Source organism: Nonomuraea sp. NPDC050451 (assembly GCF_044458585.1).
The window spans coordinates 264,999-289,140 of sequence record NZ_JBITHZ010000005.1; the positions used below are offsets into that span (position 1 = coordinate 264,999).

Sequence of the window (24,142 nt, forward strand, 5' to 3'; positions counted from 1 at the left end):
CCTTCGGGTGCGCGGTGACGCGGAAGGCGTCCGCGATCCCGAATCCCCGCGCGACCGCCGGGAGGTCCGTGCCGAGGCCGGTGTGGCTGGGCTGCATGCCGGTCTCGCCGAAGTGCCCGTTGTCCAGCACCACGACCGCGAGGTTGGCCGGCCGCCGGGCCGCGACGGTGGCGAGACTGCCGATGCCCATCAGCTGCTCGCCGTCGCCGGTGATCCCACGGGCCGGTCCGGCCGGGCGAGCGCGAGGCCCAGGCCGTCCGGGACGCCCGCCACGAGTGCGGCCACGAAGGCCCGGCGGTCGACTGCGCCGCTCATCGCTCCCTCTCCCACTTCTTGCGGCCGATCAGGCTCTGTCCCAGCAGTACGGCGACCTGCTCCCCCGCGAGGAACGCCGAGTCGAACGCCGCGCCGACATCAGCGACCGGCTGCGCATCCTCCCCAGCCCGCCGCACGCGCTGCGCAGCATGGTCGACCGCGCCGCGGCCCGCGAGAACCTGACCCTGCGCATCGACGTGGAGACCAACGCGATGACCGTGCAGCACCGGCTCGCCCTGAGCGGCGCGGGCCTGACCGTGCTGCCGGGCATCGCCATCGCGGACGACCTGCGCAGGGGTACGCTCGCCGCCGCCCCGCTCGACGACCCCGACCTGCACCGCCGGCTCCTGCTCACCTTCCCGGGCACCTGCCGGGTCAGCCTCGCCGCCCGCGCCGTCGCCGGCATCCTCGTGGAGGAGATGGCCCGGCTGCTCGACGACGGCACCTGGCCGTCAGCCACCTGGCTCGGGAAGCCCGCCGCCCGAACCGGCCGCGATGATCGGTCATCTAACGAACCATGACAGCAGACCCGCTGCGCCCGGGGGATCCGTCGAGGCTGGGCCGCTACCGGCTGGCGAGCAGGCTCGGCTCGGGCGGCCAGGGCGTCGTCTACGAGGGCTACGACGAGGCGGCCAACCGCGTGGCGGTCAAGGTCCTGCACGCGTACCTGTCGGGCGACTCTCCCCTGCGCCGCCGCTTCACCCGGGAGGTGACCGCCGCGCGGCAGGTGGCCTCGTTCTGCACGGCGCGCATCCTGGACCACGACCTCGAGGGCGAGCGTCCGCACATCGTCAGCGAGTTCGTCCCCGGTCCGAGCCTGCGCGCGGCGGTGGCGGAGGGGGCGCCGTACTCGGGTGACGCGCTGCACCGGCTGGCCGTGGGCGTGGCCACCGCGCTGGCCGCCATCCACCAGGCGGGCGTGGTGCACCGCGACCTGAAGCCGGAGAACGTCCTGATGGGGCCCGATGGCCCGCGTGTGATCGACTTCGGCATCGCCAGGGCCGCGGGCCTGTCGATGACCTCGACGGGCGAGCTGGCCGGGACCCCGATGTACATGGCGCCGGAGTTGTTCTCCGGGGGCCGTGCCGAGCCGGCGGCCGACGTGTTCGCCTGGGGCTCGGTGGTGCTGTTCGCCGCGACGGGACGCGACGCGTTCACCGCGCCGACGACGATCGCGGTCATCAGCCGGCTGCTCAACCACGACCCCGACGTCGATGTCCTGCCCGAGGGGCTGCGCGAACTGGTTCGCGCCGCGCTGTCGAAGGACCCGGCCGCGCGTCCGTCCGCGCAGAGCCTGCTGCTGACGCTGCTCGGCGCCGGCGAGCGCGCGACGCTGGCGGAGGGCGCCCAGGCCGCCGCAGGGGTGCGGCCTCCCGGCGGGCCGGCCGCCGACCCGGCGCTCGGCGCGGTGGCCGAGCGGTTCTACGCCGGGCTGCCGGCGTCCGAGCGTGAGGTCGCGCGCGATCTGCTGCTGCGGCTGGTGGACGTCCGCGACGGCGACGAGGTGCCGCGCGCCGCCACCCTGGACGAGCTGATCGAGGTACGGCACGAGGCCGCCGAACGCGTGCTCGCCGCGCTCGAACAGGCCACGCTGGTCCGCCGCCAGGGAGACGGGGTCGTCATCGGCAGCGCCGCCCTGCTGTACGCCTGGCCCCGGCTGCACGAGTGGGTGACCGGCGACCGCGACGCGCTCGGCCGCCACCGCGAACTGGGCGAGGCCGCCCGCCGCTGGGCCCGTAACGGCCGCCGTCCCGAGGACCTCCTCCGCGGCACCGCCCTGCGCCACGCGCTGGACTGGACCGCCGCCACGCACCTGACCCTGAACACCACGGAACGCGAGTTCGTCGAGGCGAGCAGGACGGGGTCGGCACGGCAGAGCAGGCTGCGGCGCCTGGTCACCACCGGCGTGGCGGTCCTGCTCGTCGCCTCGCTCACCGCCGGCGCCCTCGCCTGGCAGCAGTCGCTCAGGAGCGACGAGGCCGGCAGGCGCCTGGCCGAGGAGCGGTCGCAGGCCGCGGCGCGGCGGGTGGCGCTGCAGGCGGACGCGCTGCGCGGGACCGACCCGGTGAAGGCGATGCTGCTCAGCGTGGCGGCCTACCGCATCGCGCAGGTGCCTGAAGCGCGCTCGGCGGTGCTGAGCTCGCTCGCCCAGCAGGAGCAGTCGGTCTTCACGGATCCCGCGCCGGCCAACGAAGGGCGGGCGCTGAGCCCGGACGGGCGGACGCTGGTCAGCGCGGGCGCCGGCCGGGTGACCGCCTACGACGTGGCGACGGGGCGGCCGGTCAGGACCTTCGGCGGGATCGGCGAGGCGCCCGTCACCGCCGCGGTGGGTCCGGACGGTGACACGCTGGCGCTCGCGGGGAGCGGCAGGCTGGCGTTGTGGAGCCTGCGGACCGGCCGGCGGCTGGGCGATGGCCGCTGGACGCCCGGGGACTCGACGGGCTACGAGGGCCGCCCGGCGAGCCTGGAGTTGAGCCCCGGCGGGGGCTACATCGTCGTGCGTGCCAACATGGGCGGGCCGTACGTCGGGTTGTGGAACGTGGCGCGGCGGGCGCTGGATAAGCAGGACGGCTACGTGAGCTACGCGCGCATCGGTCCCGGCGACCGTTTCGCCGCCCTCGAGATCACCGAGGACAGCACCGTGACGGCGCTGCGGGCGTTGCCCGGAGAGGGAACGCCGGCGGGCAAGCGGCTCCCCGGCCGTGGCCTGCGGGGGCAGGTCACGGCCATCAGCCCCGACGGCGCGCTGGCCGTTGTGGGCGGGCGGCAGGGCACGGCGCTGTGGAACCTGTCCACCGGTACGCGGGACCGGCGCAGCTTCCCCGGCCCGAGCAGCGAAGCCGTCTTCAGCGACGACGGCCGCTTCCTGATCACCTTCGACAACTGGGCGGGCGGCCGCATCACCCTGTGGCGGCTGAGCGACGCGACCCCGCTCCTGCGGCTCACCGTCGCCTCCACGATCGTCGGATCACCTCGGTTCGGCCCCGGGAACCGTACGCTGAGCATCCTGGACGACGCCGGACAGGTGACCGTCTACGACATCAGCCGGCAGACCGGCCCCCGGCGCGTCGTTCCCGCAGACGCTCTGCACACGCGGTTCACCGCCGCGGGGAGCATGCTGCTCACCCGGACGGGCGACACCGTGCGCGGCTGGTCGGTGCCCGGCTTCACCGAGACCGGGCGGCTCGACGTCTCCAGGAAGGGCGGGCCGATCATGCGGGTCAGCCCCGACGGGCGCACGGTCGTCACGATCTCCTCGGAGGATCTCACCACGGGACCCACGTTCTGGGACGCGACAACCGGTCGGAAGCTGGGCGACCTGCCTCTGGAGTCGACGGACTCCAGGGCGGACATGCAGATCAGCCCCGACGGCCGCCTGCTCGCCCTCAGCACGGCCATCGCCAACGACAACTACGGCGCGGGCGACGTCGTCGTCATCGACATCGCGCGGCGCGAGCAGGTCATGCGGTTCAGCCCGGTCGCGGGAGGCCCGCTGTCCTTCAGCTCCGACGGCAGGTTCCTGGTCACCGCCGACGAGGGGGGTGCCGACGTCATCGACCTGGTCTCCCGCAAGGTGCTCCCCCGCGGGGAAGGCCCCGGGACACTGGCGGAGAAGTGGATGGTGCTCGCGCCGAAGGGCCCGCTCGGCGTCTCGCCGTACGGGAGCAGGGCGGTGGTCCTGTGGGACACCCGCACCTGGCGTACGACGGGTCAGGTGTTCAGGGTGCCGGGAGACGTCGTGGGGGCCAGGTTCTCCCCCGACGGGCGGATCCTGGCGGTCGCCCACGACACCAGGGTGACGCTGTTCGACACGGTCGCGGGCCGCCGGCTCGGCGCCGCCTGGACCGTGACCAGCGGGGCGTTCGATCCGTACGAGGTGGACGACCCCATGCCGGCGCTCGCCTTCACGGCCGACGGCTCGGCCCTGCGCGTGGTGGGGCTCGACGGCGCGTTCCAGGAGCTGCCGGTCGACCCCGCGACGGCTGTGCGGACCGTGTGCGAGCGGGCGGGCCGCCGGCTCACCCAGGCGGAGTGGCGCGAGCACGTGGGAGCCGACGTGGGTTATCAGGAGGTCTGTCCCGCTTAGGTGGGGGTTACCTCATGGTGGACTGGAGTGCCGGCTTCAATGCTTCCAGCGGCTGGCCGGCCGCACCCGCACGTCCGGCTGATTCGCTTTGCGGCGGCAGGCGAGCACCGCCTGCTTTCCTGTCTCTACCAGCATTGATATCGAATCGGTTATCCCCCTGGGCGCATATCGATATTGGACATGAATCGGCGGGTTCTGCTCTCCTCTTCCGATGAAGACCCAGAGTGAGGAGCCGTCCGGGCCGCAGCGCCTCGACGATCTCCGGCAGACCTGGCCGGCCCGGCAGGCATCGCGAGCGTGAGAGCGCCCCGGTCCATGGCGCTGGGTACGGCGCGTCCAGGCCGCCCGCTCGCCAAGGACCCCACGCCTCCGGGTCGCCGGCCCGGCTCCGGCCGCCACGTGCTCGCCGTCGTCGTCGGAGTGCAGCTGGCCATCTCGATCGGGTTCTTCGCAGTGATGGCGCACCTCGTCGCGTACCTGCGCCACGACCTCGGCCTGCTCGCCGGCACCATCGCCGTGGTGCTCGGGGTCCGCGTGGCGCTGCAGAACATGCTGTTCCTGCCGGCCGGCGCGATCACCGACGCGGTGGGCCCGGCCCGTACCGGAGCGCTGGCCTGCGCCCTGCGGGCGGCCGGTTTCGCGCTGCTGGGTGTCATCGACGGGCCGGCCGGGTTGCTCTGCGCGGCCGCGGTCCTGGCGGTGGGCGGGGCACTGTTCCACCCGGCCGCCCAGTCCCTGCTGGCCGGGGTGACGCCCGTACGCCGCGCGAGGGGTTTCGCGGCCTACGTCGTCGCCGGCCAGCTGGGGGCGGTGGCCGGCCCACCCATCGGGCTGGCCCTGCTGACAGGCGGATTCGGGCTGCTGTCCGCCGCGGCGGCGGGCGCCTGGGCGGTCGGCGCCGTACTGTTCCTGCTGCTGCCGGCTGAACGCGGCGGCGCGGGCACCCGTTTCGGCGTGCGCAGGCTCACCGGCGGTGTGTCGGCGGTGCTCCGAGACCGGGATTTCCGGCGATTCGCCATGACCGCCGCGCCGAGCACGCTGCTCGCCGACCAGATCGTCACCGTGGTTCCGCTCAAGGAGGTCGGGGCTGGCCTGACGACCCTGTTCTTCTGCGTGGTGGCGATCGTCATGGCCGCGGTCCAGCCCTGGTGCGCGGCCGGTGGGCGAGGCGAACGTCCCTGGGTGCTCAGAAGCGGCCTGGTCTGCGCCGGCCTCGGCTATCTGGCGCTGCTCGCGATGCCTTCCGGCGAGGGCGGTCCCCTTGCCATGCTCCTGGTGGCCGCGGTACTGCATGGGCTGGCCCAAGGGCTGATGCAGTCGGCGCTGTTCCAGACCGTCACGCGGTGCGCGCCGTCCGGACGGTTCGGGGTCTATTTCGGCCTGCTCAGCTTCATCGCGGGCGTGGTGGCGTTGACGGGCGGGTTCGTCGTGGGCCGGCTGTTCGACGCCGGGGGCAGCGCAGCAGCCATGGTGCCGGCCGGTCTCGCGCTGATCGCGGTGCTCTTCGCAGCCGTCCTGCGGGTTCCCGCGGGCACGGATCGTGACCCTCAACCGATGACCCGCGCCGAAGTCAGTCCCGCGAACGGCGGACAGTGCTCGATCCACGTCGCCCCAGACCGAGACCCGGCTTCCCGCCTGGGGAGCTGACCGCCCCTTCCCTGCGCACGACGGCGGCGAGCGCCTGCGGAACCGCCGCCAACCGGTACGGAACGGTGTGGGCGCCGCCTCGCGGCTCCCTGCGCCGGTGGGAAGGCCACGTACCCGTCGGACGCGCAGGTGTGTACGCCTTCGAAGCTGCGCGAGCCGATCCCCGCCTGATAGCGTGGAGATCGCGAGGCCATGGGAGGGCTTCCTTCTCCACTTCTGCAAAAAGTCATCTAGCCTTCCCGCTTTCCTCGCGTTCAGGCCGTGAGACATTCTGCGGGCTCCCTGCGCATCACCCGAGCCAGGGGCCCGCAACGGTCGCTCAGGCACTTTCCTCCACGCTTCGCTGGTGCCATTCCGCCAACTCCACCAGCAGCCCATCGGCGGCCCCGCCGAACATCGCGGCGAGCGCTTGCTCGCTGTCCACCACCACGACGGTGTCGAGCAGGTCCGCGCGCAGCCTCGCCGCTCTCGGGTCCCCGGCGCCGTCAGGGTCGAAGGCGGTGGCGGCCAAGAACAGGCCGCCGACACCTGCCAAGGTGGCGACCTGCTGCGCTTGGGTGCCGAGGACCGCGGAAGCGTTCGCGGGCGCGGCAGGCAATACCGGCTGACCGTCACGAAGCAGAAGCGTGAGCGGTCGGACGGGGACCGATTCCCCCACCTCGCCGTCCGGCACATGAGTGCTGCCATCACGACTGCGTGTCGCATCGGACGGAGGTCCCCACGGCCGACCGCTGTCCTGGTCCTGCACACTCGCGCGTGTGAACAGACCACCCTCGGCATCGACGACAAGATCCCCAGGCTGCCATCGCTCGCCGTCGAGCGGTGCGTGCGTGTCCTTCATGGTGGGCACGGTACGCCCCGACTACGACAAATGACCCCACACGTGCCAGGTGTTACCGCATCCGCCACACGAGCAGATGCAGGAACGTGATCCGGCCCGTCGAAGTCATCACCCGGGAAGCGGTCGCAACGGCGGTCAGCCGTCGACGAGGACCGGGTGGCCGGGTGCGCCGTCCGCAAGGAGAGCGGCCAACAGGTGCTGCAGGCCGACGGGGGGCGGTCTCAGCCAGTTCTTGCGCCGTCCACCAACGATGGTTCGATCCCTTCGGCGCCCCCGGCCGGCCCTGCATCGCTAGGCCGGTACCTCGCGTACCAGCCGGGAAGTCCATGGACACCAGTGGAGGCCGGGCAGGAACGCGCCGCCGGCCTCGTCCAGGTGGTCTTCGACGTAGGGGATCGTCGCGTCGCAGACTTCGATCGCCACGTCGAAGAAGGTGACCGTGCTGGGGTCGTAGTGGTAGCTCCAGCGCGGGTTGTAGGCGACGGGACGCTTGATGATCCGCCCGAGCAGGTGGGGCCGGTCACGGGTCGCGCCGTCGAGCAGGTCGCGGGCGTGCTGGATCTTTTCGGGGTCGGTGAGCTGGACGACGAATCGTTCGCCGGTGATGTCGGTGAACTCGAAGTTGGCTCTTTCGGCCGCCTGGGCGGGGCAGGTGAGGCAGAGCATCGCAACCGATGCGAGAGCGGCGGTGATCTTGGTGAGGATGCGTGGCATGGGGGTGGGCACCTCCGATGCTGAGGTCGCACTCCGCGACCCGTTCACTACTAAAAGTAGTTCAATGATTGCTCAGAGTTAAGAGGGCACCGCGGGGCGCGGGTCTGTGGTCAGAGCACCTGGCCGCTGCTCCAGGCCCAGGCGGCGATGCCCACCCGATTGGTGGCCCGCACCTTGCGCTGAATGTGTGCGATGTGTGTTTTGACGGTACCCGGGCTGATGGCCAGCTCGGCGGCGATGTCGGCGTTGGTGTGCCCTCGCGCCACCAGACGGGCGATCTCCAGCTCACGGGCGGTGAGCGGGTCCTCCAGCGGCGGCGGGGCCGGGCGGATCAAGCCCCGTAGCAGCCGGAGGGTCACCTGAGGGCTGATCAGCGTGTCGCCTGCCATCGCCGCGCGGACCGCTTCCACCAACAGGGTGGGGCCCGAGCGTTTGAGCAGGAAGCCGCAGGCGCCTTCGCGCAGCGCGGTGTGGACGTACTCGTCCAGGTCGAAGGTGGTCACGACGATCACGTGGGTCTCGGAGGCAAGCTGCCTGGTGACCTCCAGCCCGTCCATGCCCGGCATGCGGATGTCGGCGAGCACCACGTCGGGACGCAGGTGACGAGCCAGCTCGACCGCCCGCGCGCCGTCGCCTGCCTCGCCCACCACGGTCATGTCCGGCTGCGCGTTGAGGATCAGCCGGAATCCGATCCGCACGTCCTCCTGGTCGTCGGCGATGAGAATCCGCGTCGTCATCCCGTTCCCGTCAACGTTGGTCCGCAAGTGAAGCACCCCGCCGTCATGTGGGGATCTCGGCGGTGACCTGCCAGCCGCGCCTGTCCGGGCCGGCCGCCAGCTTCCCGCCGCGCGCCTCCAGCAGGTGGGTCAGGTTCGCAAGCCCGAAACCGCCGGCTCTGGTGCTCTGCGACCTGCCCCCGCCGTCGTCCTCCACCCGCACGCGCAGGACCTCCCCGTCCTCGTGGACCTCCACCCGCACGGTCGTGGCGCGCGGTGCGTGCCTGCGCACGTTGGTGAGCGCCTCTGTCACCACGCGGTAGGCCAGCGACGAGACCTCCTGGCGCACCGCGATGCCCGGCGCGACGGCCAACTCCACCCGCGCGACCGGTGTGAACGCGTCGGCTAGGCGCTCCAGTTCCTCGATTCCCGGCCCCGGCTCGCCCAGCGCGTGCACAGCACGATCCAGCGAGGCCAGCGCCCGTTGCCCGGCGTCCTCGATGCGCCGCAGCGCATCGGCGACCGGCTCCGGCAGCGTGTCGGCGACCACCTGGGCGGCCTGCGCCTGCACCAGCATGCCGTTGAGGTCGTGGGCGACGAAGTCGTGCAGGTCGCGGGCGAGCCCGAGCCGCTGCGCCCGGGCGGCCTCCTCGACCGCGCGCCGCCGCTGGTCGTCCAGCCCGCGCAGGTAGAGCCCGACCCCCGTCGCCGCCACAGCGCCGAGCGCCCACCCGGCGCAGGCGCCGAACGTCAACTGCGGTGGTCCCTGCCACACGGCACGCAACAAGATGAGCGCCACCGCCAGGCCGCTCAGCCCGGCCGACACGGCCGCCTGCCCTCCTGAGGAGCGCCGGACGGTGACAGCGGTCAGGACCAGGAGCACCGACACCTCCCCCACCAGCAACGGCGCGCTGTCGCTGACCATCCCGGTCAGCGGATGAGCCAGCGTCACGGCCAGCGAGACCGCCCCGACGGCACCCGCTCCCCAGGCGACCGAGAGCCGGCGCAGAGCAGCGACCGGAGGCCGGCGTGCCGCGTCGCCACGCCGGTCCCCCGTTCCGCCGTACGGCTTCATGCCGCGAGCCTAACCGCGCTCGGCCGTCAGCTCAGCCTCCAGGCGCCCGCCGTGTCCGCACGCCCGACAGGCACCGCGGCGGCGCAGGTAGTAGGCGAGGGCGGCGGCGGCCAGCGCGACGCCCCACAGGGGCCACACCAGCGACGGCACCCACGTCGCCCACATGTCCCAGTCGCCGAACCCGTGCACCATGCGCAGGCGCCAGTAGGTCAGCCCGCCCGACAGCACGATCACCGACACGAGCGAGGCGGGAATGACGGCCAGCATGGGAGGCACCGGCCTGCCTGCCTTGAACCAGATCCACCGCGGATAGACCTCGCCCCAGCGCTGCACCAGCCCGAGGGTGAGAATCGCCCCGCCCAGGCCCATCAGGCTGAGGAACAGCCCGCCCCAACGCAGCCCTGACTCATCCAGCCACCGCCAGAACTCCTCGGTGATCCCCAGCGGGATGCCCGCCGCCCAGGCGAAGCGGCTGGCGTCGTACAGGGCCGGGATGGCCGCCGCGACCACCACCGCCCGCAGTCCCCACCGACGCGCTGCCTGCGGCGTGGCCCAGCGCGCCGACCCGTGCTCGCTCCGCCCGCACATCATGCACCTGGCCGCCGTACGCCGCTGGTAGGCCAGCGCCGCCAGCGCCCACAGCAGCCCGCCCACCAGGACGATGAACAGGTTGATCCGCGACCACGGCACCAGCTCCGACATCGGCTGCCCACCTGGCACCCCGGTGAAGGCGAACACCACCAGCAGCGGCGCATAGGCCACCAGCATCAGCACCCGGTTGTCGGTGACCACCACAGTCAGCGCGACCGCCGCAAGCCAGGCGAACCCCAGCAATACGGTACGGCCCCGCCGTACCCCTCGCGCAATCGCCAGCCCGGCGACCGCCCCCAGCGCGCCGAGCACCGCGATCACCGGCGCCGCCGCCTCCGGGGTCGCCTCGCCGAGCACCGACAGCCCCGGCTCCCAGTCGGGATCGCTCCTGCCGAAGGGAAACCCGCTGCCGTCGAGCGCCCAGAACAGCCCGAGCGCCCCGTAACACAGCGCCCAGACGGCCGCCGCATACCCAGCCCAGTGGGGCCATTTCGCCATTACCTTCCTCATGGCTCAAGCCTCGAAGCTCGCCCCACGCCGGGCCTATCCGCCGAACGGCAGAACTTCCCCGGTCTCCGCACCACCGCTCTGCAAAAGGGCAGAGGCAGACCGGCGAGCATGAGCTGCTCGATGGCCGGGCCCGCCGTACGTCGGCGATGCCCACGGCGTGCTTCAGCCGAAGAGGGTGAAACCGCACCAGACGGCCGGATGGTCGAAACGGGGGTCGGAGCGGAGCTCGGCGCGGGCCGTGGCGAAGGCACGTCCGGGTGGGACTCCGCGGCTCAGCTCGGCGAGGTAGCGGGAGGTGAGCAGGGCACCCGCTTCCAGGGTCACCGGCCAGAGGGAGGCGACGACCGCCTCGACGCCGGAGGCCAGCAGCGAGACGGCCAAGCCCTCGACCTCCATATGGGAGAGGTCCTGGTCGATGTGGGCCGACCAGCAGCCCAGCAGGACGACCGTGCGCGGCTGCGTGGTGAGATCGTGCAGCGCGTGGGTGAGGCCGCGGCCGCGGCGGCCGTGGCCCAGGAGCACGAGGGCGTCGGCCGAGCTCACCCGATGGAGCTCCGCCTGGAGGCAGATCCCGACGTCGGCTTCGTCCGAGGGCTGCTCCGAGTAGATCAGCTCGGCCAGGTCGCCGCCCGCCTCCAGCAGTTGCGCGTTCGCGCGCTCCGACCGGTCGTCCTGAACGGCGACGACGATCGTCGGAGCCGGCTCGGCCGGCCGCTGCGGCCGTCCGACCAGCGCTGTGGTCGCCACGACCCGCACCACGGCCTCCTCCCCCGCCGAGACCAGGGCGGCCGCCGACCACGGCAGCTGGAGCGCGTAGCTCTCGGTGCTGAGGTGCAGCTCGCGGAAGCGTCCGGCTCCGGCCCCCAGTGCCTGCCAGAGCGAGGCGAGGCGCTCGTGGACGTCCGCGGCCGGGACGAACTGTTCGAGGATGACGGCGTACTCCTCCATGGTGGCGATCCGTGCCTCGCGTACCGCCTGCGCCGCCTCCTGCATCCGGTCGGAGAACCAGACATGGGCCTCGAAGAGCAGCTCGGGCGGGGTGGTCTCCTCCGCCCATCCGCCGACTCCGTCGGCGGGGAGCCCGACCGCCATCCACCGGCCCTCGACGCGAACCGTGTGGGGATGCAGGCCGACGCAGATGACGGCGTGCCCGTCCGGCAGCGTGGCCGCGGCCGACGTGAGCGGCGAGACCAGCCATCGGGACGGCTCCGTCCCGGTCAGGACGATGCCCCGCTGCCGGAGCTCCCGCGCGCGATGCCGTTCGAGCGCGTCGCCCGCGAGGAGGGCGTCCTGGACGTCTCCACCGGACAGGTAGCGGGCGAAAAGGCAGCGCGAGAGCCGGGTGTAGGGCGGGGTCATCGTGGCCTGGGCCCAGAGCGTGAGCATCCGGTTGAGGAAGACCGAACGCCGCTTCTCGGCGCGGGGTATCAGCTCCTGGTAGAGGTCGATGGCCTGGTCGAGCTCTCCGGCGGTCTCCAGGGCCAGCGCATAGCTGGTGAGGACCGCCTCGGTCAACGATCCGTGTGCGGTCATGGTGTTCTGGCGCCGTACGTCCAGGATGCGGTCGAGCTCGTAGGCCACCTTGCCGGTGAGCAGCGCCGATCCCCACAACCGGACCGACAGGTCGCCTGTCGGGCCGCCACGGGCGAAGATCTGATCTGCCTGCAGCGCCTCGACGACCGCCACCTGGCAGGCCAGCGCGAAGGCGAGGGCGACGTCCGTCGCCAGGCCCTGCGGGGGATCGTCTCCGGCAGCCTGGAGCGCCAGCGCCGCGAGCTGGTGCACGCTCCGGATCAGGCTGCCGTTGACCGTTTCCCGTGGCGCGCGGCCGTCGGTCAGGAAGCGGGCCTCCGCCTGCAGGATGGCCAGGAGCAGCCGTAGCCGGTCAGCGGGATCCTCTGCGGCGGCCAGCGCCCGGACCAGCTGGTTCAGGCAGCGATTCCCGACGATCAGCGTGCCGGCCTCGCCGGGAGCGTCGGGGCTGCGGAACTCCACCACGGCCATCGACCTGGCCCCGCCCAGGTCGATGGCGCCGACCTCCCCGGTGCCCAGATCACAGACGATCTCCAGTCCGGGGACCATGGCAGAGGCCAGGGCTCCGAGCATCTGCGCGAGCAGCGCGCGGGGCATCCTGTGCCAGATCTCCTCCGACTCCAGCAGGCGGACGATCTCGAACGCCTCGCCTTTGCGGCCGAACGCCACAAGGGAGACAACGAGGGCAGGGCCGACTTCGGAGAGCCAGCCCCAGTCCTCGAGACTCAGATAGAGGTCGAACGCGCTGAACTGATAGTTGAGAGCCCACTGGAACTCCCCGATCGACCTCTCCACCTCGCCGAGCACGCGCTGGACATGCGCCAGCGCGGTCAGCTCGTTCACCTCCACCCGACCGGTGCCCTGGATGTCCCTGATCGTCGCCTCGATCGCGTCCCGGGCCATGCCGCGTCCGTAAGGACGGCCGCACTCCAAGGTCAGCATCGCGGCGTAGAGCGCGCACAGCCGCTTCTGGTCGGGACGGCAGGACCGCTCCACCAGCAGCGTCCGCTCCAATGCCTCCTCGTACCGTCCGGCCTCGTACACGGCGACGGCCTCTTCCAGCCCGTCGGGCGGCTCGATGACGTGGGTCTCGGTCCAGGCGAAGGGCTGCCACTCTCCTCCGCCGAGGGCGCGCATGACCTGGCGTACCCCGCCGTTCTCCGGGGCGGCCGGGGATTCTTCGGCCGGCTCCCCGGCGAGCTCGTCGAGCAGGGCCGTCAGCCCGTCGAGGGACGCGGCCCACCCGATCGCGGCCTCGCCGAAGCGCTCGGTCTCCGCGGGGGTCAGAGGGATCTCCTTGTCCAGGAGGACGCCGAGGGCCCGCTCCGCCCCGATGAGTTCGCCGATCTCGTTGATCTCGCCCGGGATGATCCGCCTGGCCTCGGCGAGCGCGGTGTGGAACCACTCACGCGCGGACGGCGGCAGCCTCTTCTCCTTCGACCCGGGGGACAACGTCTCGTCGTCCGGGTCGAGCGCACCGTCGAGCACCTCACGGATGCTCCGCGCCTCGTCCCCGCGCCAGAGTTCGGCGCGTCCGAGCAGCTCGGCGGAGCGTTCGTAGTCGCTGATGAAGAAGATCGGGGAGGTTCGGATGTCCCGGCAGATCGCCTCGACCCTGGCCTGTCCGAAGATGCCCATCCGGGCCTCGCGCAGCCGGATCCCTTCGAGCGCGAGGGCGAACAACTCGTCGTCGAGTTCACGGAAGTCGTTCAGCTCGCGGAAGTTGCGTACGGACAGAGAGTTGCCGCGGAGCGCGCTGACGTCGAACCCGCCCCGCTCCTCCAGCAGCGCGAAGATCTCTTCCCGGACCGCCGACTCCTCGCGGGAGGCGGTGAAGGTGTCGTAGAGGAGAATGCTCCGGTCGCCGTCGGCCCACAGCACAGGGGCGCTGAGGTCGCCGAGCTCGCCGCAGACGGTGCACTCCACAAGGTTCAGGCGGCCCTCGTCGACCAGTTCGAGCAGTTCGGGGGCGCTGTCCGGGGTCAGCACCATCCAGTAGACGGGCTCGGGCAGGAGTTCTCCACAGCGCGGGCAGACCAGATCCCCGAAGGCTCCCGGCTCGTAGGGGATGGCCACGGCCGTCAGACCTGGGTGCCCGAGGCGAGGTAGACGGCCAGGGTCGTCTTCTTCTGTTCCTCGTCGAAGCCGGGGTCCTGGAGGACCGTGAGGAGCCAGGCGAGCCGCGTCTTCCTCTCCTCCGGCGTGAGCAACGCGTCCAGGTTGATGTCCAGCCGGACCTTGTTGCCCAGCGCCTTCAGGTCGTTGTCGTCGATCAGCCGCTGCGCCCGCCGCGCCCGGTCGGCCTTGATCTCCTCGTTGATCCTCTTGAAGACGAACTGCCGTCCCGACTCGTAGAAGGTGTCCAGCCCGATGGGGATCTCGGAGTTCTGGTACGACACGGTGGCGAACTTCAACCGAACGAAGGCCAGGTAGGACACGCCGACGCCGGAGGCGAACAGCCAGGAGTTCCAGCCCTGGAAGGTCGTCAGCGCGCGCAGCCCGAAGAAGACCGCCACGGCCGTCAGACAGTTGACGACGATGAACCCCCACCACCACACGGACCGGTAGACCCGGTAGCCCGACACGTCGCCGATGATGAACGTCCGGTCCATGTCGAAGAGCGTCACCCCGCCGGCGATGGCCGCCGACAGCACGGAGAACCACGCGGAATGCTGCATCGTCTGCCGCCCTACTGGTCGGGTACGTCGTCGCGGGGGCCCAGCGCGTCGTCCAGCGCGCTGTTGAGCTCGTCCTCCGAGGTGCCGCTCGCCGCTTCCTCGGCCTCGTCGTCAAGGAGGAAGACGCCGGTCACCCGGTCGCGGGGGCTGCCTGGGGTGGCGTTCAGGCTGGTCTTGACCCCGAAGTCGGTCAGCGCGTACCGGCCAGGGCTGCTCTCGACGACCAGGCCGCGGCGCTGCAATGCGGGGAGCGCGTTGCGTACGTCCTCGGGCGACAGCCCTGAGTAGGCCACCAGCGCTTCGACCGAGCTGTCGCCATGGTCCCGCAGGGCCGGCAGCAACAACGACTCCACCGGCCGGACAAAGAAAGGCATGGACACCTCCTGGCGTCGATTATGACGACGTATCCAGAGAAATTCGCTGCCGGTGACGTCCTGATGTGGACATGCGTGCTGTGCATGACGGCTGCGCGCAAAATGACCGCGGACGTAGTGGGCCCGACACCCCACTCCCCCATCACCAACCCCGTGTCGGACCCTTGGCCGCAATGCCGGCCCTAGGGGCGGGCCCGGTCCAGGTCGAACGTCACGCCGGCCAAGCGGATCGTGCGCACCCTCGGGTCCTTGAGCAGCTCCCGCAGCTCGCGTACCGAGCTGAGCTGGTCCACATAGCCGTAGGCGAGCCCGGCCTCGGCCGCCTTGCGCAGCCGGTCCAGGGACAGGTCGAAGGAGCGCAGGTTGGCGTTGTCGTGGTCACGCAGCAGGCCGACCCAGTTACGGAACTGCGGCAGGCTGCCACCGCACGTGTCATCGGTCGTGTCGCCGCCCTTGCCGAGGTCCAGCGCGTCGGTCCAGTAGTCGAAGCCCCAGGTGATCGGGAGGGAGCCGGGTCTGCGCTCGTACACGACACGTTCCGCGCAGGAGCGATACTGCTTCACGAACGCCTTCAGGTCCGCCTCGCCGAGCGGCTGCTCGAACTCCACCACCGACAGCGCGCTGAGGTCGGCGGGCAGCCGGGCGAGCACCGCGCGCACCTCGTCCTTGGCCGTCAGCGTGGTACCGACGTTGAACAGGGACTGGGAAAGCCTGGTGTTGGCGGTGTGGCCCAGCGGCAGGCGGCCCACGCGGCCGAAGAAGTCCTGGCTGATCGTGTACGACTCGTACCCGACCGGCCAGTCTCCGGCAGGCGCCATGGGACGCGCGGCCACCTCGAAAGACATCGAGACGGGCGTGGTCTGGCAGCAGGAGTCGATCGTCACCGTATAGGCCGGGTTGTACATCTTGAAGGCGGTGCCGAGCACGGCCTGCATACGGCGTTCCCGGTCGCCGCGGCTCTGCACCAGGGACGAGCCCTCGGTTGCGGCCACCGCGAGCAGCACCAGCACGGCCAGGACGAGGGCGACCGTCCTGAACAGTCCCCGACGGACCGCACGCCGGGTGCGCTTGGGGTCGAAGTCCGGCAGATCTGGCATCTCAGGCATGTTCATTGCTCTCCCCGTAAAGGTCGGCGAAGGCGGCCCTCGCCCGCCACACCGCAGTCTTGATCGAGTTGTGCGACCTGCCGGTCATCGCGGCCACCTCCACCATCGAGAAGCCCTCGAAGTAGACCAGCGTGAGCAGCCGGCGCTGCTGCTCGGGCAGCCGCTCCAGCGCGTCGCGCACGTCCAGCGATTCCACGTGAAGCGGCGGCACGCCCAGTTCGTCGGGGTTCGGGAGGGCCAGGTCGAGGCGGCTCCTGCGTACGTGATCCGCCAGGGCGTTGCGCGCGATCGTGAGCAGCCACGCCGCCGCGTTCTCCCCCCGCCAGCCGAGCAGTGCCCTGGTCGCCTTGATGAACGTCTCCTGCGCCAGGTCCTCGGCGAGATGCGGATCGCGGGTCCTGCGCAGGAGGAACCCGCACACGAGCGGCCAGTGCTCGCGGTACAGCTCCTCGATGATGTCGCCCCCCGAACGGTTTCGATTGTCACGTCACATACAGACGCCACCGCGGCGGGAATGGTCACACGGCCGGCCGGTAAATGTGCCGAAAGCATGACATCGCAGCCTCCTGCCGCCATCGGCGCGGGGTGAAGGGGTAGCGGCCCAGCAGGGCGGTAAACGAAGTTAGCGACTTTGGTCGCTACCAGGACCTGCCTTGGACCGATGCCCCACTGGGCAAGGCGTCTCTAGCGTCGTGGCCATGACACAGACGCTGGGATCCAGGCGAGTGCACGAGATCGACGCGGTCCGAGGGTTCGCGCTGGCGGGCATTCTGGTGGCCAACATCGGATTCTTCTCCGACCCGGGCTACGCCGTGAGCATCGGCACGATGCCGATCACGGACGGGCCGGTCGCATGGTTCGTCAGCACGCTGGTGCTGACGAAGTTCTACATCCTGTTCTCGTTCCTGTTCGGCTACTCCTTCACGCTCATGTCGCGTGACGGCGTGAGCGTGAAAGCCAGGATGGCACGGCGGTGCCTGGGGCTGTTCGCGATCGGGGTGGCCCACGGGTTTCTGCTGTGGGTCGGCGACATCCTCACCCTGTACGCCACGCTGGGGCTGATCCTGCTGGCCATGCGCGGCATCTCGGCCAGGAGGGCCGTTGTCGTCGGCTGCTGGATCATCGGGGTCATGTCGGTGCTCTGGCTGGTGCTGGCCGGGCTCACCCTGCTGGACCCGGCGGGCGGCACGGCGCCGGTGGTGGACGCGGCGGCCGGGGCGCGGGCGGAGGAGCTGGTCAGGAGCGGGCCGCTGGGCGTGCTGACGTTCCAGGCCCAGACGTATCCCTGGCTGGCCGCGATGGTGTGGATCGGGCAGGGGCCGATGGCGATGGCGCTGTTCCTGTTCGGCATGGCGGCGGGCAAGTCGCGGGTGTTCGAGAGTCCGGAGCGCTGGGCCCACCTTGTGCCGCGGATCCAGTGGGTCGGCTTCGGCGCCGGGCTGCCCACCGCGGGCTTCTTCACCTGGGCGCAGACCCGGGGGGACGCGCTCGAACTGGTCTCGCTGGCCGTGAACAACGTGACCTCGGTGCTGCTGACCGCCGCCTACGTGGTCACCTTCCTTCAGGTGATCAGGCGCTTCCCCGCCGTCGGCCGCGCGCTGGCCCCGGCGGGACGGGCGGCGGCCTCGAATTACATCGGGCAGTCGGTGCTGTGCTGCCTGGTGTTCACCGGCTACGGGCTGGCGCTGGCAGGCAGGCTGTCGCCGCTCGCCGTGATGGGCGTCGCGGCAGTGATCTACGCGGTGCTGCTCGCCCTCAGCGCGTGGTGGCTACGCGGCCACCGGTACGGCCCGGTCGAGTATGTGCTGCGCTGGCTCACTCGATGGACCAGGCCACGGGATGACGCGGCTCGTACAGCGACAGATCCGATCCGCTCGGCAACCTGACCGACACCGGCATCCCCCACCAACCTCCATCAACTTCATAAGGGGATCGCCCGCTTCCACTCCCGGGCCGAGCCTGTGAACCTGCCCGGCCTGAGACACCACGGAGGACACCATGACGACCACGCCGAGTGACCCGGCCACCGCGCTGCCCGGCCGCCCGCCCATCGTCGACCTGGCCACCTGGCAGGCTGCCCGTGACGAGCTTCTGGTCCGCGAGAAGGCCCACACCCGCGAGGGCGACGCCATCGCCGCGGCCCGCCGCCGGCTGCCGATGGTGGAGTTCGACGGGACGGTCGAGGTCGTCGGACCCGATGGCCTGGTCCCGTTCCTGGACCTGTTCCAGGGCCGCGACGAGCTCGTGGTCTACAAGCACATGTGGTACGACGGCGCGCCGCACCAGGGGCAATGCGAGGGCTGCACCACCGCGGCCTGGCACCTCAAGGACGCCGTCTACCTCAACGCCCGCGGCGTCTCGTTCGCCATCCTGACCACGGGCCGGTGGGACGAGGTGGCCTCCTACGTCGAGTTCATGGGGTACACCCAACCCTGGTACTCGGTACGCGACGTGGAGGAGCCGGTCGGCGGCAGCATGGGTTACCTCACCTGCTTCCTGCGCGACGGCGACCGCGTGTTCCTCACCTACTCCACGACGGGCCGGGGCAACGAAACGGTCAACGTGGCCCTCGGCCTGCTCGACATGACGCCCTACGGCCGCGGCGAGGCATGGGAGGACAAGCCCGAGGGCCGGCCCGAAGGGCGCCACGCGTGCTGGTACTGGCGCTCGGACGCGGACGGGAACGCCATGTGGGGCCCGACCAGCCGCCCCGTGCCGCAGTGGACCCGCCCCGGCGCGACCCCCGTGCAGACCCTCGGCCGGCACGGCCACCACCACTGACCGGTGCCGGGCGGAACCTCCGGACGATGCGAGGTTCCGCCCGCGCGCTCGGTCGGTGGGCGGTTCACCCGAAGGGGATGGACGCCTGGTAGTGGGCCGACGCCGGGTACGCAGGCCGGTTCGTCCGTGACGCGCGCAGGATCTGGGACCTGGCCGTGGCGATCGTCAAGCGCCACGACCAGGCCGAGGGCTTTGTCCTGCTCCACCGCTGGGTGGTGCAACGGTCCTGCACCGAGTTCCGGCGCCTCGTCCTACGGGACCCTCCCAGCCACGATCTGAACCGCCGCCCCCTGGCAGCTCAGCAACCGCCTCACCTGCTGACCCTCTGCACGCCTCCCGACCCTATACAGCGGGCATGACGACGAACGAGAAACCCGTGCTCGTTGTGCGGTTGAGGGGGAGGTCGCACTTGATCCGGCGCTCGACCTCCCCCCTGCTGATCCCGAGCCCCCGGGCGATCAGCCGCTCCGGGCGGACGGGCACCGGATCGAGGAAACTGACGTCCACCCGGTACGACCACGCCGCCTCGACGGCCGATGACTCCAGCCGCCAGGCGCCACGCCAATCGAGGGTGAACCGGTTGCGGCGTGCGACCGCGGGGTCCAAGAGCGCGTGAGCGACGAGCGCCTGATCGTTGTTCTCGAAGGCGCGGAGCCTGGCCGGATCCAGTGATCGGACCGGCACCCGCTCATGGACTGCGATCTTCGAAGTCCGATCGCAGCCGACACAACGGACGAGCAGCCACACATCAAGCAGCTTGCCGTTGGCGTTGATCCGGAACCTGCCCTCGCCGACGGTGGCCGCTTCCGCCCGGCAGTCCATGCAACGCATGGCGAGCAGCGGCAGCCGAGTCCTCCGCACGGTCCAGGGCAGCACGAAATGATCTCTATGGGATTGTGAAGACATGATCTCTCTAAGACCTGACACAAAACGCTGATCAGCCAGGGCGGCTCAGAGATTGAGAGCAGCCCGGCGAGACCGACCACGAGGTCGGTGAGAAAGCGCAGAAGAAGATGTCAGGCAGCGAGAGCAGGCGGCGTCACGCGACAGTCCCCACGACGAATCCGATAGTGCTGGCGGCACACTATTGGTTCACCGGCCGGCGCTGCAATCGAATTTGCCTCCTGCCGATCATAGGCGCCGAGGATGGCGGCGCGACGGCACCGGCCGGGGCGGAGCGGGCGGCAGCCACCATCTTGGCGGGGTCGGCGGAAGGCGAACACCGCGGCCTCACCACCGTCGGGCGCCAGATACTGCACGGTCGGCAACTCGGCGGCAGGAAGCCGTACCGCCGGCCGTGCTGGCGATCGGACGGATCCGCTTGTACGCGGCGACGAGACGACAACGTGCGCGGGCTCGTGTTCGTAGCCGGGTTCGGCTGAGGCGGCGGTGCTCGCCGCGACCCAGCGGCATGGCTCTGCGCCCGAACCGGGCAGAGGAGGATCACAAGGGGCGGTCAGAGCGGCGGCGGGCCGCTGCTCTCCCGCACGATGAGCTCGGGCTCGTTCCAGGTCGGCAGGGACAGGACGGCCTCCGGCTGCAGCCTGCGGAGCAGCAGGCCGAAACACGCGCGGCCGAGGCCCTCGAAGTCGAGCCGTACGGTGGTGAGCGCGGGGTGGAGGTAGGCCGACGCCGGGGAGTCGTCGAAGCCGACCACGCTGAGGTCACCGGGAATGTCCCGTCCGGCCTCGCGCGCGGCCCGCATGACGCCCAGTGCGAGGTCGTCGTTGCCGCAGAGGATGGCCGTCACCGAGCGGTCCGCCAGCAGCGAGCGCACCGCGAGGTATCCGGAGCGTGGAGTCCAGCCGCCCTGCAGGGGATCGGGCAAAGGTCGTCCGGTCGCCCGCAGCGCGTCCTGCCATCCACGGGTCCGCTGCGGAAGCGAACTGGTGGAGGACGGGATGGCCACGTAGTGGACGGTCTTGTGCCCCAGGCTCAGCAGGTGGCGTGTCGCGTGCGCCGCCGCGGCCCGGTCGTCCAGCCAGACCTGCCACGGGTCGCCGCCCGAGCCGTTGTCGGGGCGTTCGACGGCGGCTGTCACCGGCACGTCCGGCGGCAGCTCGCGCAGCGCCCGCACGCCGGGGTCGTCGTAGGCGATCACCATGACGGGCTCCTGGGGCCGGTTGAGGCGCAGGGCGATGTCCGCCGTGCTCGCGCCCGGCTCCAGCACGCTGATGCCCACCGAGAAGCCGGCCGCCCTTGCCGCCTCCTCCATGCCGCGCAGCGTGGCGGCCGCGCCGAACAGGGCGGTGTCCGAGGTCAGCACGGTGACCCAGCTCACCGGGCCGCCGGCCAACGTCCGGGCGAGGCGGTTGGGGCGGTAGCCGAGCTCGGCGATGACCTGCATCACCTTGGCCCGGGTCGACTCGCTCACGCGGGTCTTGCCGTTGATGACGCGGGAGACGGTCTGCTGGGATACGCCGGCCACCCGGGCGACGTCCCAGATGCTCGCAGAGCGGCCGGGAGGAGTGTCGTTCGGTGGCATGTGACCGGTAACCCCCATGGTCCAGAGCCTACTTGATCGCGGCGTTCCCCTCATCGTTGATTCTCTTCGCCGTCACTCCCCTGGCCTTACCTCGCCGCCATGAAGACGTCGTTGAGCGCGGTGATGCCGGGCCAGACGGCGCCCGCCCGTGCGACGGCCTTGTGATGGCGTCCCCAGGGCAGCCACTTCACCAGTTCCCATGCCTCCTTGGGGTGTTTCGTGTCTGCATAGATCGGCTTCCCTTGCCGGCAGGTCGGCGCTGCCGAGCCTGGCGTTCGGCAGCGCCGTGTCGAACGCGCGCCGCATCGTGCTATCAGTACGAGCGGGACGAGGTCGGCGAGGCCTCCCGGGGCCGACATGGTGTTCGAGTGAACCCGTTCCACGCCCCGCCGGCCGGGCCGATGAAGTACGACAGCTGTTTTGCCGCCTGGCTGAGCAGGCCGGGTTACGGGCACGGCCGCACATGCGGCGGGCTGCGGTGGACCGCAGGGTGGTCCAAGAGCGACATATACATGGAATATCCAATGATTGGAGTTTCCATGTAAATTGGGCGCCATGGATGACACGCGGCTGACCCGCGACCTCATCGCCTATCTGTTCGCCCTGCGTGACCAGGTGCAGGCCGAGCTGAAGGTCCTGCTTCGCGAACTGGAGCTCACCGACACCCAGGCCTACGCGTTGTGGCAGCTCAGCGACGAAGACGAGCCGATGACCGCGCGCCGCCTCGCTGACCGGCTGAACTGCGACGCCTCGACCGCCACCTCTTTGATCGACCGGCTGGAGAGGCACGGCCTGGTCCGGCGGACGCCACATCCCGGCGACCGCCGCGCGAAGATCCTCCAGCTCACGCCCCGGGGATGCGAGCTACGTGACCGCGTCGTGCAGTACACCGAAAAGCGGTCGCCGTTCGCCCGGCTCGATCACGACAGCCAGCTCCGCCTGCACGCGCTGCTCGGCGAGGCGGCCGGGACGCGGGCCGTCGGGACCGCTCCATGAGGACGGCCGTCATCACCGGAGGCGCGGGCGGCCTGGGCCTGGTGACCGCGCGCCACCTCTCCCGCGCCGGCATGGACGTGGTCCTTGTCGGCAGGAACGCCGCCCGCACCGCCGCCGCGGCCGCAGACTTGGCCGCCCGCTCCTACACAGCCGACCTGTCGCAATGGACACAGGTCCGCGACTTGGCCGGCACGCTGGCCAAGTCCGAGGGTCCGATCTCCGTGCTGGTCAACAACGCCGGAGCGGCGTTCCCCCGCTACCAGGAGACGATCGACGGCGTCGAGCGCACGTACGCCATCAACCACCATGCGCCGTTCCTGCTGACGCACGCGCTCCTCACGGCGGGCACGCTCGCCGGCGACGCCCGGATCATCAATGTGTCCAGCTTCGTAGAGAAACGCGGCCGGCTGGACACGGCCGACCCGGACGTCTCCGGCGCGTCGTGGCGCGACCGTTTCTACTCGCAGATCCACGTGTACGCGACGGCCAAGCTGCTCGGCCTCCTGGCGACCGCCGACCTCGCCCGCCGCCTGCCCGCAGGCATGCGGGTCTACAACGCCAACCCGGGCATGGTGAAGGGCACCCGCATGAACGCCGATGCCGGTGGGTTGATGCGGCTGACGGCCCCGCTGTTCAGGCCGTTCTCCATCACGCCGGAGGAGGGCGTGCGGACCGGGGTGTGGCTGGCCACCGCCGACCCGGCGCCGGAGCCGAGCGGGGGCTTCTTCACCGACTCCGCCCCGGCGACGCCTTCACGCTCGGCCACGGACACCGCCCTCGCCCGTGTCATCTACGACCGGACCGCCGCCCTGCTGGGTATTTGATCTCAGCGCTGCGTCAATCGACTAGGGCCTGTAAGGAGTTGAGATCAGGGGGATCTGCCTGCATGGCGGTCCGCAGCCCTGCTTCGCTATGGCGCGTGGAGAACCGACAAGGAATGGTCCTCGATCGAGCCTCGCTTGCCTCTGGGTGAGCAAGGCCATGGTGATGTGGCGGTTTCGTACCGGCAGCCCTGTGGCGGGACCTGCCCACCGCCGAGTACGAGCCGTCTATGGCGGGTTCCGGTCGTGGGCGGGGAGCGGCGTGTTCGAGCGGCTGATGCAGGCGACGGTCGCCGAGACGTGTCCCGGGGGCATGCCGAGCTCGACCTGGTCAACGTGGACTCCACCACGGCCCGCACCCACCACCACTCGCCGGGATGATCCTGGACGGCGAGCTGGCCGCAGCGATGGAAGGGGCCACCGAGCAGAAGGGGGCTGAGCCAAAACCTCCATGACGGTGACCCCGGCTAAGACGGAGACGGGGACGGACGCCTGCGGATACGACGCCGGTATAGGTTCCGGCTGACAGCGGCCAGGCTGGGCCGCTCGCGAGGCGGGCTGACCAGCAAGGGGGATCGCAACCATCACCAGTACGATCACGACGATCGACGAAGGCTTCACCGCCACACGCGTCGCCTGGCCCAGGGCTCCACCATGAAGCCGACCCGACGCACCCCCAGGAGGGTGTCATCCGCATCGAGGATCGCGCAGTTACGCGAATCGGACGGAGACGACGGCGGACAGGAGATGGCCGCTGCGGCGAGCACGCCAACCCCCCGTCCGCCGCCGCCGCCGCCGCCGCCGCCGCCGCCGCCGACCAGCTTCGCGCCCAGGGCGTGCTTGTCAAGGGCGAGGATGTCGCCCGGCTCAGT

21 protein-coding genes and 1 pseudogene are annotated in these 24,142 nt (G+C 71.0%); 7 read left to right on the forward strand and 15 right to left on the reverse strand.

Annotation, left to right across the window (positions count from 1 at the left end; all coding sequences use genetic code 11):
* Positions 1-10: 10 nt before the first annotated feature.
* The 3 genes and pseudogenes from ACIBI9_RS19740 to ACIBI9_RS19750 all read right to left on the reverse strand — a co-directional run.
* Positions 11-190: pseudogene (locus tag ACIBI9_RS19740) on the reverse strand (phosphonopyruvate decarboxylase); the annotation flags it as partial.
* Positions 190-315, reverse strand: a complete 126-nt coding sequence (locus tag ACIBI9_RS19745) for a hypothetical protein (RefSeq protein WP_397223797.1) — start codon at positions 313-315, stop codon at positions 190-192. The pseudogene ACIBI9_RS19740 and the gene ACIBI9_RS19745, both read right to left, overlap by 1 nt.
* On the reverse strand, positions 312-452 hold the full coding sequence (locus tag ACIBI9_RS19750) for a hypothetical protein (RefSeq protein WP_397223798.1): 141 nt from the start codon (positions 450-452) through the stop codon (positions 312-314). Before ACIBI9_RS19750 ends, ACIBI9_RS19745 begins: the two co-directional genes overlap by 4 nt.
* Here ACIBI9_RS19750 and ACIBI9_RS19755 point away from each other — a divergent pair.
* The 3 genes from ACIBI9_RS19755 (at position 432) to ACIBI9_RS19765 (ending at position 6,049) form a co-directional block, all read left to right on the forward strand.
* Positions 432-836 carry a LysR substrate-binding domain-containing protein gene (locus tag ACIBI9_RS19755; protein WP_397223788.1) on the forward strand — a complete coding sequence of 135 codons (405 nt, stop codon included), beginning with the start codon at positions 432-434 and terminating at the stop codon, positions 834-836. The two genes, ACIBI9_RS19750 and ACIBI9_RS19755, sit on opposite strands and share 21 nt — an antisense overlap.
* Positions 833-4,402, forward strand: coding sequence for a WD40 repeat domain-containing serine/threonine protein kinase (locus ACIBI9_RS19760; RefSeq protein ID WP_397223581.1), 3,570 nt, complete (start codon positions 833-835; stop codon positions 4,400-4,402). The genes ACIBI9_RS19755 and ACIBI9_RS19760 overlap by 4 nt, the downstream gene beginning before the upstream one ends.
* A 297-nt stretch (positions 4,403-4,699) precedes the next feature.
* A complete protein-coding gene (locus ACIBI9_RS19765) occupies positions 4,700-6,049 on the forward strand; it encodes an MFS transporter (RefSeq protein WP_397223582.1) in 1,350 nt (449 codons plus the stop codon).
* 319 nt (positions 6,050-6,368) lie between these two features.
* On the opposite strand, the gene ACIBI9_RS19770 is transcribed toward ACIBI9_RS19765, so the two are convergent.
* The 10 genes from ACIBI9_RS19770 to ACIBI9_RS19815 all read right to left on the reverse strand — a co-directional run bounded on the left by ACIBI9_RS19770 (position 6,369) and on the right by ACIBI9_RS19815 (position 16,644).
* Entirely contained in the window at positions 6,369-6,890 is a 522-nt protein-coding gene (locus ACIBI9_RS19770; RefSeq protein WP_397223583.1) for a hypothetical protein, read from the reverse strand.
* Positions 6,891-7,181: 291 nt separating this feature from the next.
* Positions 7,182-7,604, reverse strand: a complete 423-nt coding sequence (locus ACIBI9_RS19775) for a calmodulin-binding protein (RefSeq protein WP_397223584.1) — start codon at positions 7,602-7,604, stop codon at positions 7,182-7,184.
* A gap of 110 nt (positions 7,605-7,714) precedes the next feature.
* Positions 7,715-8,341, reverse strand: a complete 627-nt coding sequence (locus tag ACIBI9_RS19780) for a response regulator (RefSeq protein WP_397223789.1) — start codon at positions 8,339-8,341, stop codon at positions 7,715-7,717.
* A 43-nt stretch (positions 8,342-8,384) separates the two neighbouring features.
* A complete protein-coding gene (locus ACIBI9_RS19785) occupies positions 8,385-9,395 on the reverse strand; it encodes a sensor histidine kinase (RefSeq protein ID WP_397223585.1) in 1,011 nt (336 codons plus the stop codon).
* A gap of 9 nt (positions 9,396-9,404) precedes the next feature.
* Complete coding sequence (locus ACIBI9_RS19790; protein ID WP_397223586.1) at positions 9,405-10,496, reverse strand: hypothetical protein; 1,092 nt, start codon at positions 10,494-10,496, stop codon at positions 9,405-9,407.
* A gap of 162 nt (positions 10,497-10,658) precedes the next feature.
* Positions 10,659-14,105, reverse strand: a complete 3,447-nt coding sequence (locus tag ACIBI9_RS19795; protein WP_397223587.1) for a CHAT domain-containing protein — start codon at positions 14,103-14,105, stop codon at positions 10,659-10,661.
* A gap of 5 nt (positions 14,106-14,110) precedes the next feature.
* Positions 14,111-14,707, reverse strand: coding sequence for a hypothetical protein (locus ACIBI9_RS19800; RefSeq protein ID WP_397223588.1), 597 nt, complete (start codon positions 14,705-14,707; stop codon positions 14,111-14,113).
* An 11-nt stretch (positions 14,708-14,718) separates the two neighbouring features.
* The gene (locus ACIBI9_RS19805) at positions 14,719-15,081 is read right to left on the reverse strand and encodes a hypothetical protein (RefSeq protein ID WP_397223589.1); all 363 of its coding nucleotides are present in this window, start codon (positions 15,079-15,081) and stop codon (positions 14,719-14,721) included.
* 182 nt (positions 15,082-15,263) lie between these two features.
* Complete coding sequence (locus ACIBI9_RS19810) at positions 15,264-16,178, reverse strand: hypothetical protein (protein WP_397223590.1); 915 nt, start codon at positions 16,176-16,178, stop codon at positions 15,264-15,266.
* Between the two features lies 1 nt (position 16,179).
* Positions 16,180-16,644, reverse strand: a complete 465-nt coding sequence (locus ACIBI9_RS19815) for an RNA polymerase sigma factor (RefSeq protein ID WP_397223790.1) — start codon at positions 16,642-16,644, stop codon at positions 16,180-16,182.
* A 241-nt stretch (positions 16,645-16,885) separates the two neighbouring features.
* Here ACIBI9_RS19815 and ACIBI9_RS19820 point away from each other — a divergent pair, with 241 nt between their 5' ends.
* Positions 16,886-18,073: a DUF418 domain-containing protein gene (locus tag ACIBI9_RS19820; RefSeq protein WP_397223591.1), complete on the forward strand. Its 1,188-nt coding sequence runs from the start codon at positions 16,886-16,888 to the stop codon at positions 18,071-18,073.
* 112 nt (positions 18,074-18,185) lie between these two features.
* Positions 18,186-18,968, forward strand: coding sequence for a DUF899 domain-containing protein (locus tag ACIBI9_RS19825; protein ID WP_397223592.1), 783 nt, complete (start codon positions 18,186-18,188; stop codon positions 18,966-18,968).
* Between the two features lie 342 nt (positions 18,969-19,310).
* Here the strand turns inward: ACIBI9_RS19825 and ACIBI9_RS19830 are convergent, their stop codons facing one another.
* Both ACIBI9_RS19830 and ACIBI9_RS19835 read right to left on the reverse strand, forming a co-directional pair.
* On the reverse strand, positions 19,311-19,844 hold the full coding sequence (locus ACIBI9_RS19830) for a DUF1062 domain-containing protein (RefSeq protein ID WP_397223593.1): 534 nt from the start codon (positions 19,842-19,844) through the stop codon (positions 19,311-19,313).
* A 580-nt stretch (positions 19,845-20,424) separates the two neighbouring features.
* On the reverse strand, positions 20,425-21,471 hold the full coding sequence (locus ACIBI9_RS19835) for a LacI family DNA-binding transcriptional regulator (protein WP_397223594.1): 1,047 nt from the start codon (positions 21,469-21,471) through the stop codon (positions 20,425-20,427).
* A 537-nt stretch (positions 21,472-22,008) separates the two neighbouring features.
* On the opposite strand from ACIBI9_RS19835, the gene ACIBI9_RS19840 reads away from it, so the two are divergent.
* Together ACIBI9_RS19840 and ACIBI9_RS19845 are read left to right on the forward strand one after the other, a co-directional pair.
* A complete protein-coding gene (locus tag ACIBI9_RS19840) occupies positions 22,009-22,449 on the forward strand; it encodes a MarR family winged helix-turn-helix transcriptional regulator (protein WP_397223595.1) in 441 nt (146 codons plus the stop codon).
* Positions 22,446-23,273 carry an SDR family NAD(P)-dependent oxidoreductase gene (locus tag ACIBI9_RS19845; RefSeq protein WP_397223596.1) on the forward strand — a complete coding sequence of 276 codons (828 nt, stop codon included), beginning with the start codon at positions 22,446-22,448 and terminating at the stop codon, positions 23,271-23,273. The genes ACIBI9_RS19840 and ACIBI9_RS19845 overlap by 4 nt, the downstream gene beginning before the upstream one ends.
* Positions 23,274-24,142: the final 869 nt, after the last annotated feature.

Bases quoted from the DNA above. Each gene is read 5' to 3' on its own strand.
- ACIBI9_RS19825 (WP_397223592.1), top strand. From the start codon at position 18,186: ATGACGACCACGCCGAGTGACCCGGCCACCGCGCTGCCCGGCCGCCCG.
- ACIBI9_RS19845 (WP_397223596.1), top strand. From the start codon at position 22,446: ATGAGGACGGCCGTCATCACCGGAGGCGCGGGCGGCCTGGGCCTGGTG.
- ACIBI9_RS19775 (WP_397223584.1), bottom strand. From the start codon at position 7,604: ATGCCACGCATCCTCACCAAGATCACCGCCGCTCTCGCATCGGTTGCG.
- ACIBI9_RS19770 (WP_397223583.1), bottom strand. From the start codon at position 6,890: ATGAAGGACACGCACGCACCGCTCGACGGCGAGCGATGGCAGCCTGGG.
- ACIBI9_RS19805 (WP_397223589.1), bottom strand. From the start codon at position 15,081: ATGCCTTTCTTTGTCCGGCCGGTGGAGTCGTTGTTGCTGCCGGCCCTG.
- ACIBI9_RS19820 (WP_397223591.1), top strand. From the start codon at position 16,886: ATGACACAGACGCTGGGATCCAGGCGAGTGCACGAGATCGACGCGGTC.
- ACIBI9_RS19745 (WP_397223797.1), bottom strand. From the start codon at position 315: ATGAGCGGCGCAGTCGACCGCCGGGCCTTCGTGGCCGCACTCGTGGCG.
- ACIBI9_RS19790 (WP_397223586.1), bottom strand. From the start codon at position 10,496: ATGAGGAAGGTAATGGCGAAATGGCCCCACTGGGCTGGGTATGCGGCG.
- ACIBI9_RS19840 (WP_397223595.1), top strand. From the start codon at position 22,009: ATGGATGACACGCGGCTGACCCGCGACCTCATCGCCTATCTGTTCGCC.
- ACIBI9_RS19760 (WP_397223581.1), top strand. From the start codon at position 833: ATGACAGCAGACCCGCTGCGCCCGGGGGATCCGTCGAGGCTGGGCCGC.
- ACIBI9_RS19785 (WP_397223585.1), bottom strand. From the start codon at position 9,395: ATGAAGCCGTACGGCGGAACGGGGGACCGGCGTGGCGACGCGGCACGC.
- ACIBI9_RS19780 (WP_397223789.1), bottom strand. From the start codon at position 8,341: ATGACGACGCGGATTCTCATCGCCGACGACCAGGAGGACGTGCGGATC.
- ACIBI9_RS19810 (WP_397223590.1), bottom strand. From the start codon at position 16,178: ATGCCAGATCTGCCGGACTTCGACCCCAAGCGCACCCGGCGTGCGGTC.
- ACIBI9_RS19800 (WP_397223588.1), bottom strand. From the start codon at position 14,707: ATGCAGCATTCCGCGTGGTTCTCCGTGCTGTCGGCGGCCATCGCCGGC.
- ACIBI9_RS19835 (WP_397223594.1), bottom strand. From the start codon at position 21,471: ATGGGGGTTACCGGTCACATGCCACCGAACGACACTCCTCCCGGCCGC.